Annotated in this window: 7 protein-coding genes; 3 read left to right on the top strand and 4 right to left on the bottom strand. The window is 41.6% G+C overall.

Annotated features, from left to right (window positions below; genetic code table 11):
- Window positions 1-319: 319 nt before the first annotated feature.
- Together F565_RS0114500 and F565_RS22430 are read right to left on the bottom strand one after the other, a co-directional pair.
- Complete coding sequence (locus F565_RS0114500) at window positions 320-1,378, bottom strand: hypothetical protein (protein WP_020213962.1); 1,059 nt, start codon at window positions 1,376-1,378, stop codon at window positions 320-322.
- Complete coding sequence (locus tag F565_RS22430) at window positions 1,378-2,400, bottom strand: head maturation protease, ClpP-related (RefSeq protein WP_020213961.1); 1,023 nt, start codon at window positions 2,398-2,400, stop codon at window positions 1,378-1,380. Before F565_RS22430 ends, F565_RS0114500 begins: the two co-directional genes overlap by 1 nt.
- Before the next feature lie 373 nt (window positions 2,401-2,773).
- On the opposite strand from F565_RS22430, the gene dinB reads away from it, so the two are divergent.
- Window positions 2,774-3,862 (top strand): DNA polymerase IV, encoded by a 1,089-nt coding sequence (gene dinB, locus F565_RS0114485; RefSeq protein ID WP_020213959.1) that lies wholly within the window; start codon window positions 2,774-2,776, stop codon window positions 3,860-3,862.
- Window positions 3,863-4,249: 387 nt separating this feature from the next.
- On the opposite strand, the gene F565_RS0114480 is transcribed toward dinB, so the two are convergent.
- Window positions 4,250-5,032 (bottom strand): alpha/beta fold hydrolase, encoded by a 783-nt coding sequence (locus F565_RS0114480; protein ID WP_020213958.1) that lies wholly within the window; start codon window positions 5,030-5,032, stop codon window positions 4,250-4,252.
- 140 nt (window positions 5,033-5,172) lie between these two features.
- Between F565_RS0114480 and F565_RS22710 the strand changes: the two genes are divergently transcribed.
- Window positions 5,173-6,393 (top strand): AbiH family protein, encoded by a 1,221-nt coding sequence (locus F565_RS22710; protein ID WP_020213957.1) that lies wholly within the window; start codon window positions 5,173-5,175, stop codon window positions 6,391-6,393.
- Window positions 6,394-7,506: 1,113 nt separating this feature from the next.
- Here the strand turns inward: F565_RS22710 and F565_RS0114470 are convergent.
- Complete coding sequence (locus F565_RS0114470; protein WP_020213956.1) at window positions 7,507-8,799, bottom strand: aminopeptidase P family protein; 1,293 nt, start codon at window positions 8,797-8,799, stop codon at window positions 7,507-7,509.
- Between the two features lie 629 nt (window positions 8,800-9,428).
- Here F565_RS0114470 and F565_RS0114465 point away from each other — a divergent pair.
- Complete coding sequence (locus F565_RS0114465) at window positions 9,429-13,274, top strand: T9SS sorting signal type C domain-containing protein (RefSeq protein WP_020213955.1); 3,846 nt, start codon at window positions 9,429-9,431, stop codon at window positions 13,272-13,274.
- Window positions 13,275-13,441: the final 167 nt, after the last annotated feature.

Genomic DNA, 13,441 nt, shown 5'->3' with positions numbered 1-13,441 from the left:
TCCCCTCTCCTTTAGAGAGGGGAGTAAGAACTTTTTGAATGAGACTGTAAATAACACACCCCCAACCCCTCTCAAGAGGGGAGCCAGCTACACTCCTAATCTAATGTAACTGAGTGAGCGGATCTGATTGTCATTCCGAATGCCGCGCAGCGAAATTGAGGAATCTCGATTCATTAATTTTAGAGATTTTTCCTTAGTCGAAATGGAAGAGTAATTACTTTTGAGTGAGCGGATTTGAGTGTCATTCCGAACGGAGTATAACGCAGTTGAGGAATCTCAACCAGCTACTCATAACTTTAAACCTTAAACTCTAAACTGTTTAATACGCCGCTACCACCATATATTCCTCAAGCAATTTGGCATCAATAGTATAGGCAGCATCCATAAAATTAGTTTTCAGGGTTTTGTCATAAAACACATCCAGTTTGGCAAGGTCGGCATCGCTAAGAGTACCTACCGGGATATTGCTTTTGGTAGTAAATACCGCCCTGTGTGGCAGATTGTATTTAGTGCCGTTGTCCTGGTAGGTTTTAATATAGCGATCCCAGTCGTAGCGCACTTTAACCTCTATACCATCAAACAACAATTTAGGGCGGCCACCCTCAACCACTTCCATAAAACCCGAACCTAAGTTCTTGTTGCGCAGTGTGGCGCGGTAATTATCGGCAAGGGAGCGCGATGCCAGTATAAAAGCATCATCGGCAGCCACAAGCCTTTCATCTGCACTGGTAACCAGTTTTTCAAAAATACCAATGGCAGCATCGGCAGCAAGAGCCTGGGCATTATAACCCGCACCGGTGTTAACATCTATAGGCACACGGATAACTTTATTGGCGGTAACTGCAGTAAACAGTTGCTTGAAGAGTCCGTTAAAAGAGTTAAAGTAATCAAGGTCGGTACCCACTTTAAACACCCCGCCATTTGCGGTAGTGGCAGCCGCGGTATCGTTAAACCATACCTTACGGTGAATGTTTTCCTGCAAAGCCGTCTCTACTGCCGATATGATAACGCCAAACTCCTGCGAGCCCACGGCATCAAAAAAATCGGGGTTAATGCGCTGCGATTTCCTGAACATTTTAAACAGCGCAGGCATATCTGCCTGGCAATGCCTAAGCCTGAAATCTTCCAGCACAGGAGTCCAGAATTTCTCGGTCAGGGCAAAACCGCCTGCCTCGTTAGGCTGGCATCCCACGGTTTTTTTACCCAGCAGGCCAAGCCTTCCGGCAAAGGCAATCTGGGTGTTTACATCAATGCCCGTTTCAATCTCGTGGTATTCGGCAAGGTCGCTTTCGTTAAAAACCCTTGCAAAAATTACCTCGCTTACCGTTTCGGCCTCACGGGCGTGTAGTGTTAATCCATCTGCATTAATAACGCTCATTACTTACGGGTGTTTTGTTTCAAATATTCTTTCATTCCGGCAAGCCTGTCGGTTTCGCCCGCCCTGCGTTGTGCCACCTTTTTACCATCTACACTAAAGGTGCTTGTTACCTGCTTTTTTAATGCCAGCACCTCACTTTTAATGGTGCTAAGCTGGCGTTTTAAAGCCTTGTTCTCTACACGAAGCGATGCTGCTTCGGTGTCTTCTTCCGGCTCGATGATTTCGGTTAGTTCACCGGCTTCAAACACGTACGTGTAGCCATCGGGCAGCAGATATTCGCCTTCGGCAGGAGAACCGTCTACGGTGGCAGTAGCACCCACTTCAATCACTGCATCATCTGGCAGGTCGGTAAAATCAAGTTCGGCACCGGTAGCATCCTGCACCACTTTGTTAAAAATGTGGGCGCTTTTAAACTTGCCCAGTACTTTAGTAAACAGGCCTTCCATCCAGTGCCTGTCATTCTCGGTAAATGTTCCTCTCATAGTAGAGTTGGGGTTAATGAAAGCTTTGGCTGCGGCCTTAACCTGCCGCGAGGTAGTAAAGCCCAGGGCGGCAAGCTGCCTGCCCGTAAGCCACGTTTCGTTTTTAAGGAGCGGCATAATGGCCTGTTCCTGCACGTTGAGCGCCTTTTTATAAAAGCCCACCATTTTTTTCTCAATGGCACGAAGCTGGTCGGCAAACTGTTCCAGCTCGTCGGCTGTACCCATAGACCCGCCCCACGGCAGGTGAATCATGAACGGGGTGTTTTCGCGTACCTGCCGTTTATCGCCCGACATAAAAATTACGGTGGCTATACTGGCTACAATACCGCTGCCTATTGTGGTAATGGGCTTTTTAAGCGATTTTAGGTATTGGTAAATATCGAAACCCACATCTACCAGTCCGCCCTCACTGTTTATGTGCACATTATAGGCGGTGGCTTTAGGCTGTTTTTTTACCTGGCTTACCACGTCTATAAGTTCTATGCCGGTGGTACCGTCAAACGTGCCTATCTGGCCGGAGATATAAATGTTTCCTGTCATCCATTTTATTTGACTATTGAAATATTGAATGATTGAAAGCGGAAGAAATATTGAGAGAAGAATTAGAAAAACTTTATAGCTATAAAGGTTTGTTATTTTGATGATGCAAAGGTACGGCGGGTATTTTGGTAAAGTACTGAAGCGGGTATTGCAGTAAATGATTTAAGATTTAAGAATGTAGATTTCAGATTTAGCTGCACTCTTGCCGTAAGTCCTGTTCGAGTGAGCCGGTATGAGTTCCCCTCTCTTAAGGAGAGGGGTTAGGGGAGAGGTTGCAAAGTATCCAAATACTCCGCTATTTTTAACTTTTCCACCCCCTTTCGGCATGGTTTTCCCTATATCATTGCAGTACAAAATACACTAATTTTGCAGTATGGAACCCATAACGCCACAGCGCAAAATAATCCACGTAGATATGGATGCCTTTTATGCCTCTGTAGAGCAGCTGGATAATCCTGCCCTGCGCGGCAAGGCACTTGCTGTGGGTGGCGGCGAAACACGTGGCGTGGTGGCTGCTGCCAGTTATGAGGCCCGAAAATTTGGCGTGCGCAGTGCCATGAGCGGCTTTCTTGCCAAGAAACGCTGCCCCGAACTTATTTTTGTACGCCCGCGCTTTGAACGCTACACCGAAATTTCCCGAAAAATACGCAGCATCTTTCATGAATTTACCGATAAGGTAGAACCCCTTTCGCTTGATGAAGCCTACCTTGATGTTACAATTAATAAAAAAGGTATTCCCAGTGCCACGCTTATTGCACAACAAATAAGGCAGCGCATACTGGAGGAAACCGGGCTCACGGCATCGGCAGGGATATCTATCAATAAATTTATCGCTAAGGTGGCGAGCGACTACAACAAGCCTAACGGACAAAAAACGGTGAACCCGGATGAGGTGCTGCCATTTTTAGAAAATCTTGAAATTGGTAAATTTTATGGCGTGGGCAAAGTTACTACCGAGAAAATGTACCAGCTTGGCATTTTTACCGGCAAAGACCTTAAGGAAAGATCTATAGAGTTCCTGGCGCAGCACTTTGGCAAGGCGGGTAGTTTTTATTATTACGTTGTGCGGGGCATACATAACAGCGAGGTTAAGGCCGACAGGATCGTAAAATCGGTAGGGACAGAGCACACGTTTGACGAGAATTTAGTATCGGAGGTTTTTATGCTCGAAAAGCTGGATGATATTGCCACCGAGCTCGACCGCAGGCTGAGTAAAAAAAAGATTGCCGGTAAGACTGTGACCCTGAAAATTAAATATTCCGACTTTACCGTGCAAACACGCAGTAAAACCCTGCCGTACTTTATATCGCATAAAAGCCTCATTTTAGAAACTACTAAAGAACTCCTGTACCAGGAACGCCCTAAAGAGTCGGTTAGGCTGCTGGGTATTTCGTTATCTAATTTAAATAATGAAGCAGGGGAAAAGAAAGCGGTAGTGGTACAGCTTAAGTTTGATTTCTAAATCTACTAAATGTAACGCGGATTATACTCATGCTGCGCAGGCGCGGATTTACGCAGATTTCTTATACACGTAACATGGTCTATGTAGTGCATCACAATCTTTTTATAGTAGATGGGCACATTGCCTCACCGAAATTTAAACAACTATATTGACATAGAATACTCTGTTTAAAACCCCAGAGGGGTGGCATGTTTATAGCCAAAGAAATTGTTGAACGCAATCAAGAGCTTCGGAGAAGCGGCATGTAAATATGCCGCTTCTCCGAAGCTCTAATGCTATTGATGATCCTGTTGACTATATACATGCCGTCCCTCCGGGACTTAGCTGCCTTTTTACAATAGCTAAAAATACATATCTTATTAAGACTAATCTATATAATAAAGGGCCTTAACAATTTTTAAAAAAGTCGAGGGTTTCTTTAAGCAGGGCTTCGCGGCTCTCTATATGGCTCATGTGTCCGTATGGGTAGGTAATTAGTTTTGCCGATGTACCTTCTGCCTGGTCGGCGTGCTCGCTGTAAACAAGGCTTTGGTCTTTTTCGCCCAGTACCAGTAAAACAGGGTAGGGGGCAAAGTGAAGTAGCACCTCGCGGTCTTTCCTGATTTTCATGCCTTCCAGCGCGGCAACAATTCCCTGCACCGGGGTTAGCAATGCCTGCTGCTTCAATTCTTCAATTTCGGGAGCAAATTTTTCGCGGTTTTCTTCGCTGAATAAATTAGCTATAGACATGCTTACAAAGCAGGTGTAATCTTTTTTTACGGCAGTAACGGCACGGTCGCGGTTAGCCTTGCGCTCATCGCTATCAGCACGCGTGGTGCTATTTTGCAATACAATACCTTTTACAACATCGGGGTACAACTCGGCATAAGCCAGTGCCACATAGCCACCCATAGAGTGCCCCATAATTATAGCTTTACGAATGCGCAGCTCTGTAAGTACCGCCTGTACGGCATCGGCCATATCTTCCATACTGTGCACGTAGCCCAGGCAGCCCGTTTGGCCATGGCCCAAAAGGTCTATGGTTATAACGCGGTAACGCTTTGTGTACTGTTCTACAAAAAAATTCCACATGGTGCTGTTTTCTAAAAAGCCATGCAGGAGTACTATCGCGGTGCCTTTACCGGCATCGGTATAGTTTATTTGTATGTTTTTGTAGTGTAGGTGTTTCATGTTTTGGAACGCGGATGACACGGATTTTGCGGATTAACGCGGATTTCTTTTGGAAGGTAATATGCAAAAATAATCTATCCTTACAAATACCAAAGTAATGTTTAGTTAAATATCTATATTTGAATTGTAAGTAAATAGATATGAACAGACTGATTATTGTAGGAAACGGTTTTGATTTGGCTCACGGGCTGCCAACCGGGTATTGTGATTTTATTGATTGGTATTGGAAAGGAGTTTTTGAAAATTTGCAGCAACAAGACAAATTTGGAATGATATACGATGATGATTTTATATTATTTAGCTGTGGCTTTTCGGGTACGTATTCCCCAAAAGCAGTAGATGACTTTAGAAGTATCAAAACTTATCAAGATTATAATATGTTCATGAGGAATCTTAAAACTTCAATATATGGAAATTATCATGGTTATCAATCTAATCTTAGATTGAAAAATAATTTTTTCGCGACTATCAATAGGGAGAGGACTAAAAATTGGGTTGATATTGAAAATGAATATTATAAACTTTTGAAAGAATCTCTAAAGCATAATGATAATTCGGAGGTTAAAAAACTTAACATAGAATTTGATGTAGTTAAAAAGCTACTTGAAAAATATTTGCATGAAAATGCAGCTACAAAATATGATTTCGAGGACACAAAGGAAATGCATAAGACTATTCAACTTTTTAATCTTAGGAATAGGAGTATATATGAAGAAAAATTCTTAGATGAATTTTCAGATAGGGATAAGCAAGGAGTTGAAGAATGGTTGTATAAATTTAACAGCGAGGAATCAAAGTTGAGGAAAAACAGGAGTTATTATCCTAAAAATTTATTTTTAAACTTTAATTATACACCTACAATCGACAATTACAGTTCAATTATGAACAAAGCATATAGAGATGATTATGGCATAAGCGAAGTTATCCAGATTCATGGTAAACTCAATGATGCAGGTAATCCTATAAATTTTGGGTTTGGTGATGAGATGGATGATGATTACAAGGCTATTGAAAAAAAGGACGATAACGAATACCTGCGCAACATCAAATCTTTTCAATATCTGCAAACGTCTAATTATAAAAAGATGCTGAGTTTTATTGAGAGTACCCATTTCCAGGTATATGTTATGGGGCATTCCTGCGGCTTATCAGATAGAATATTACTCAACAAAATATTTGAACATAACAATTGCAGGTCGATAAAAGTCTTCTATTACAAAAATGGAGAATGGGATAACTACACCGAAATTGTACAAAACATATCGCGTCATTTTAATAAGAAGGAAATGATGCGGGAAAGGATAGTGAATAAGACGCTGTGCGAACCGTTGCCTCAAATTAAACTGCCTTTAAAAGGATAAGCACTGCTTTTAATTAGATTGCTTCGTGCCTCGCGATGACAGTTTCGGGTACAGGATGTTTATCTCTTTTTTATATCCTGTCACTGGGAAATATGAAGCAGTCTTATCGTTTAGAAATAACACACCCCCAACCCCTCTCAAGAGGGGAGCCAGCTACACTCGGATGTTTTTGTTGGTTCCTTTCTTCACGTATTGGTCACTGCGAGGCACGAAGCAGTCTTATCGTTTAGAAGTAACACACCCCCAACCCCTCTCAAGAGGGGAGCCAGCTACACTCGGATGTTTTTGTTGGTTCCTTTCTTCACGTATTGTCACTGCGAGGCACGAAGCAGTCTAATTTGTTTAGGAGTAACACACCCCCAAACCCCTCTCAAGAGGGGAGCCAGCTACACTCGGACTTTTTTGTTGGTTCCCTTGTTACTGCGGGTCGAAAAGTTAATAGTCATGTCATTCTGACGAAGGAAGAATCTTTTTTCTTTGGCTATGCTGATAATAACATAACGGCAATTTCTATTATAACAAAAAAAGCCTGCGTTGTGCAGACTTTTTTTGTTTAATGTTTCATAATGAAACAATGAACATTGATATTGTGGATGTAACGGCAGTTTTACACCTATATATAATAGGTGTAATTTGCTGAGCTAATTATTTAGCTGAGATTCTTCGGCTGCACTTCGTTCCGCTCAGAATGACATATTGTTATTTGCTGTGCCAGAGATTCTTCGGCTGCACTTCGTTCCGCTCAGAATGACATATTGTTATTTGCTGTGCCAGAGATTCTTCGGCTGCACTGCGTTCCGCTCAGAATGACATGTTGTTATTTGCTGTACCAAAGATTCTTCGGCTGCACTTCGTTCCGCTCAGAATGACATGTTGTTATTTGCTGTACCAGAGATTCTTCGGCTGCACTGCGTTTCGCTCAGAATGACATGTTGTTATTTGCTGTACCAGAGATTCTTCGGCCGCACTTCGTTCCGCTCAGAATGACATGTTGTTATTTGCTGTATCAAAGATCCTTTGGCTGCACTGCGTTTCGCTCGCTCAGAATGACAAGCTGCAAACTGCGACTGAATACTGCGACTGATGACTGAGTACTGAATACTGCAAACTTAACTACGCGTTCATAAGGCTTTCAATCTCGTCTGCCTGTATAGGGATGTTGCCCATAAGGTTAAACGGTTCGCCCTGTGGCTGTATAACAAGGTTATCTTCCAGGCGAATGCCAAAACCTTCGGCAGGAATGTAAATTCCCGGCTCTACGGTAAAGACCATGTTGGGCTCCATAGGCTCATATAACAAGCCGTAATCGTGGGTGTCAAGTCCCAGGTGGTGAGATGTGCCGTGCATAAAATAATTTTTGTAAGCAGGCCATTCCGGTTTTTCATTCTGTACATCGGCTTTGTCAAGCAGGCCAAGGCCCAGTAGTTCAGATGTCATAATTTTACCCACCTCTACATGGTATTGTTTCCATAGCGTGCCGGGCGTAAGCATTTTTGTAGCCTCGTCCTTAACTTTTAAAACCGCATTATAAACCTCTTTTTGCCTTGCGCTAAAACGCCCGTTTACCGGTATGGTGCGGCTAAGGTCGCTGCTGTAATTTGCATACTCTGCGGCAACGTCAAACAGTATAAGGTCGCCATCTTTGCACTCCTGGTTATTCTCTACATAATGCAGCACATTAGCATTGTTGCCACTGGCTATAATGGGGCCATAAGCAAAGCCTTTAGAGCGGTTGCGAGTGAACTCATGAATAAATTCGGCCTCAATTTCGTACTCCCAAACACCCGGTTTTGTAAAGCCAAGCACGCGGCGAAAGCCCATCTCTGTAATGTTGCAGGCCTGTTGCATAAGTGCAATTTCCTGTGGCTCTTTTACAGAGCGCAGGTGCTGTAAAATGGGGTTGCTCTTAGCCACCTGATGGGCAGGATATTTGTCTTTCCACCATTTTATAAAGCGGTCTTCGCGGGTTTGCGTTTGTACCGATGAGCGGTAGTGCTCGTTAGTGTTTATGTAAATAGTATCAGTGTAGGTCATTATCTCAAAAAGCGTTTTTTCGAGATCCTGCAGCCACATAATATTTTTAATGCCGCTTACTTCAAAGGCACGTTCTTTAGTAAGTTTTTCGCCCTCCCATACGGCAATATGCTCGTTAGTTTCACGCAAAAAAAGTATTTCGCGCAGGTGCTCATAAGGAGCATCGGGGCAAAGCACCAGTACCGATTCTTCCTGATCGGCACCGCTCAGGTAAAAAATATCGCGGTGTTGTGCAAATGGTAGTGTACTATCTGCACTTATAGGGTAAATATCGTTAGAATTAAAGACAGCAACACTTTTAGGTTTCATTTGCGCGCTAAATTTTGCACGGTTTTTTATAAACAGGCTGCGGTCTATGGGAGTGTACTTCATGGTAACATTTTTTATGATTTACCAAAATTACTAAGAATATTTTTAAATGGAGCCAAACTATATTTTAATTGACTCAAACGTTTTTAGCCGATAAAGTGTAAAAAAATATCGACGTACAACATAATTTTGTATTTTTGTAGGGTAATACGCGGCTGTAGTATCTGATATATAGATAAATAGTTAAAATTTGAATATTGCATTTTCGCCTTAAACAAGGAAAATTGTTAAGGAATGTAAATTTTAGGTAATGATTATGCAATTTTAGTTCAAAAACATTAACGTATGTGCATTTCTTTAGTTTAGAAGCATTTTTTTCTTGCTTTACAAATGATGTGTGTGTATTTTTGTCTTCCAATTAATTGATTAATAATTAATTGAACTGTATTAAAATTACTGTCGTGGAGCTATAAATTATCTGTATAGCAACATAAATAAGAAATATTGAAGGTTTGGCCCCCGCCTTATTCTTCTCTATATATTGTCAACGTTAAGGATTTGTTAAAAAGGACTGTGTTCAAAGTTGCCCCCAACTTAGATCGCTGGTTTAATTGTACGCGTTCTAAACTGTTGATGCCCAAAAAAACCGTTTTATTGAAATTTTTTACTGTGTCATTCAAAATTTAATTACTATGAAGGTTCGAAAAACTACCTTTTTGAAAAAACAGCTAATGCTATTGTTGTTTTTAATCTCGGCCGGTGCATTTGCACAAACGCCAACTTTTAGTGCCTACGCTCCAAGCGTTGTAACGCACAGAACTCCAATCACCATTACCGGTAGCAACTTTACAGGAGTTACAGCGGTAAGGTTTAACACCATTAATGCTACAAGTTTTAGCGTTAACTCTAATGGTACGGCTATTACTGCTGTATTGCCGGAAGTAACCGGTATTACCGCAGGTACATCAAGTCCAGTAAGTGTAAGTGTAATTAAAAGCAGTACTACAACAACATTTAGTACTACACTTAGCTATGTGGCTCCGGCTGCTACACCAACTAACGCTGGTGTAACACGTATTATTACTAACTTTAATGGTTACTTTGTAACAAGTGCTGCTACAGGTAATACTTCTTTACAGCCAGATACAAGCCATAGCCTTTTAGCCTTTACTTATGATGGTACACAGTATAGTACTGCGCCAAACAGCGAGATGGGTACTACCCTTACAAGCGGTACGCGTGGCACTACTACAGGTGCTTACACACAAGGTAACTTTAGGGCATTGCCAATTAATAATATTGCAGGTACAGCGGGCCCGTCTAACAGTGGCGACCCTAACCTTATCGTTCTTGCAAAAAACATCGATGGTAGCTCTACTACATCTGTGCCTACTGCACAAAGTGTACAGGGTCTTACTGTAAGAGATGTGCTTATTGATGGTATACGTGGATTAGACCTTGGTACAGGCGTTACTAACCTTCCGTCAAGTTCTGTTCTTAGCTTCCAGGCAAGTAACATACTTACTAACGTTGCAGAAGATGCTATCCCGGATATCCTTGTATCTCAGGTTGCTTCTCCAAGTAATAACTCATTCGACGTTTTCTGCTTTGTAGATGTTAATGGTAACATTGTAGGTAAACCGGTTCAAATTAATATATTCGGCGTTAATGCCGTAGGTACTTATAAAACAGACTTTTTCTCTCTTCCTGCCGCTGCTGCACTTAATACTGCAAGGGTAAACGGTGTTGCTACACCGGGCGGAGAAACAAGAGATATTCGTCTTGTAGCTTACAGACTTATAGATTTTGGTATTACAGAGGCTAATAGAACTCAGGCTGTACAATTTAAAGTAATGCCAAGTGGTACAAGCGACCCTGCATTTATGGCTTACAACAGGAGCTCTTTTGATGTTCCTGCTCCGGAAATTAATACACAACCGGCATCTGTTGCTGCATGTTCAGGTACTGCTACATTTAGTGTAACACTTAACTTAGGTCAGGGTACAGAAGTTCCTACTTACCAGTGGGAAAAAGATGGTATGCCAATTACAGAAGGTACAAGCGGTATAACAGGTACAGCAACTGCTACACTATCTGTACCGGTAAATGGTGCTAATGCAGGTATATATACTGTATTAGTTACAAACCCAAGTGGTGCTGTAAGAAGTACTCCTGCTTACCTTAACACTATTCTTTTAGCATCTACAGGAAGTGTAACATGTTATGACCCTGCAGTTACTACTTATGTAGAAACAGGTGCAGTAGGTAACACCCCAACATACCAGTGGTACAGTACTACACGTACTGCAGGTACTACTCCAACAGCTCTTAATACAGGTACAGATACTGCTATACAAGGTGCTACATCTGCAAGATATACTCCTTCAGCATTTAACCAAAACCAGTCGTACTACTACTTTGCAAAAGTATTCCCTGCAGGTAACGACTGTGTTATAGCAGCTAAATATACTCCGGTATTAGAATTTAAAGTTAACCGCGCAGCTCCTGGTACTGCAACATCAGATTACCTAAGCTTTTGTGCAGGTGGTACTGCAACAATTACATTGGCTAACTCTGTTGGTACAAGACAATGGCAACAATCTACAGATGGTGGTGCTACATGGACTAACGTAACTACAGGTACAGGCGGTACTACTACTGTGTACAGGACTGCTCCACTTTCAGTAACTACTAAATTCAGGGCTCTTGTTGCATCGGGTGCTTGTACAGGTACAACATCTAACGAAATTACTGTAACTGTAAACGAAGTTACAGTATGGACGGGTGCTACAGATATTTTATGGAATACAGCTACTAACTGGAGCTGTGGTACAGTACCTACAATTTACAACAAAGTACAAATACCTGCGGTAACTGTACAAGGAAGGATGCCAAACGTTATTGGTAACCAAGGATATGCTAAAGATATTACTGTAGATAATGGTGCACGTTTAACTGTAAACACATCTGGTACACTAAACGTTGTAAATAACATTGCTGTTGCAACAGGTGGTTTCTTTACTGTAGAGAACAATGCGTCTCTTGTACAGCAAAACAGCACTATTGCTAACACAGGTAATGTAAAAGTTACAAGAAACAGTAACAACCTTTACAAACTGGATTATACATTATGGTCTTCTCCGGTAACAGGACAAAACCTACAGGCGTTCTCTCCATCAACTCTTTCAACTCGTTTTTATGTATACGGTACAGCTCCTGCACCTACACAGGCAAACCCTAACGCAGTACATGAGTATTACTTAACTGTAGATCCTGCTCTAACAAGTTTTGCTGCTGCTAAAGCTTACCTTATACGTATGCCTAACATGATTAGTGGTAATGGTACTTACAACGCAGGTACTTCTGCAACAGTTTTCCAGGGAGACTTTACAGGTGTGCCAAACAACGGTACAATTACTTTACCACTTAATACACAAGATGCACGTTATACTGCAATAGGTAACCCGTATGCATCTCCTATAAGTGTTGCTGATTTTTATGCTGGTAACACTACAGTATTAGACAATACAACAGGTATCTACTTCTGGAGAAAGAAAAACGATGCAACAGTATCTTCTTACGCTGTATTAAGTAATGCTGCTTTTGTACCTAACACGGCTTATGCTATAAATGGTAATCATGGTGGAGATCCTAACTATACATCTGGTGGTTCTACGCAACGTGATTTCTATCCTGTATCAGGTGGTAATGCTGCTAACCCTAACTGGAGAATATCTCAGGGTCAAGGTTTCATAGTAAAAACTAAAGCTGGTGTTGCTAACCCTCAAATTACGTTTACAAACAGCATGAGGAGAGAAGCTCCGGCATCTGGAAACCAGGCTTTCTTTAGGACTGGAGAAACTGTAGCGTCTCGTTTTTGGTTAAACATTGTGGGCAATACAGAGCAGGAATTTAGCCAGATGGCTGTTGCTTACTTAGCAGATGCTACTCTTGATCTTGATTATAGCTATGAGGCTTCAAGCCGCACAAATGCTGCTAACGTTACTCTTTACTCTCTATCTCAGGATACAGCGTTAACAATACAGGCAAGGCCATCGTTTACTACTACAGATGTAGTACCGGTAGGTTTTAACGCTGCAACAGCAGGTAGCTTCAACATAGCTCTTGATCATTTTGATGGTGTATTTACAGACGGACAAAACATCTATCTTAAAGATAACGCTACAAATGCAGTACACGATCTAAGAAACGGTAACTATACATTTGCTACAGAAGCTGGCAGGTTTGACGAAAGGTTTGAAGTAGTATTTACTACAGATGCCCTGGGTACAGAAACTCCACAGCTTAACGCTAACAATGTAATTATATTTAAAGAAGGATCTTCTATAAACATTAATGCAGGTACTGCACAAATGACAGACGTAACAGTTTATGACGTTCGTGGCAGGGTGCTTTTCACAAAATCAGGAATTAACGCTACAACTACTGTAGTATCTGGTTTACAAGCTGCACAAGAAGTACTTATTATAGAAGTTAATACAGTTAAAGGTAAAGTAAGCAAAAAATTAGTTTTCTAATACCTTTGTAACTTATAGCCAAAAGGCACTTAAAGCCCCACGCATTGCGTGGGGCTTTTTTTATGCATTGGTGCCGGGCTTTTAATATCTTTGCTTAGTAACGCACAGGCGGTGTTATATATAAACCTCATTACATGTTTTTCTCTAAATTCTTTAAAAAAAAAAAC

It is taken from the genome of Flavobacterium rivuli WB 3.3-2 = DSM 21788, from assembly GCF_000378485.1.
Taxonomy (GTDB): Bacteria; Bacteroidota; Bacteroidia; order Flavobacteriales; family Flavobacteriaceae; genus Flavobacterium; species Flavobacterium rivuli.
The sequence above is the reverse complement of the archived record's forward strand: the minus strand, read 5'-3'. Positions and strand labels throughout refer to the sequence as shown.

Coding starts and splice junctions, on each gene's coding strand:
- F565_RS0114480 (WP_020213958.1), bottom strand. CDS start 5,032: ATGAAACACCTACACTACAAAAACATACAAATAAACTATACCGATGCC.
- F565_RS22710 (WP_020213957.1), top strand. CDS start 5,173: ATGAACAGACTGATTATTGTAGGAAACGGTTTTGATTTGGCTCACGGG.
- F565_RS0114500 (WP_020213962.1), bottom strand. CDS start 1,378: ATGAGCGTTATTAATGCAGATGGATTAACACTACACGCCCGTGAGGCC.
- F565_RS22430 (WP_020213961.1), bottom strand. CDS start 2,400: ATGACAGGAAACATTTATATCTCCGGCCAGATAGGCACGTTTGACGGT.
- F565_RS0114470 (WP_020213956.1), bottom strand. CDS start 8,799: ATGAAGTACACTCCCATAGACCGCAGCCTGTTTATAAAAAACCGTGCA.
- F565_RS0114465 (WP_020213955.1), top strand. CDS start 9,429: ATGAAGGTTCGAAAAACTACCTTTTTGAAAAAACAGCTAATGCTATTG.
- dinB (WP_020213959.1), top strand. CDS start 2,774: ATGGAACCCATAACGCCACAGCGCAAAATAATCCACGTAGATATGGAT.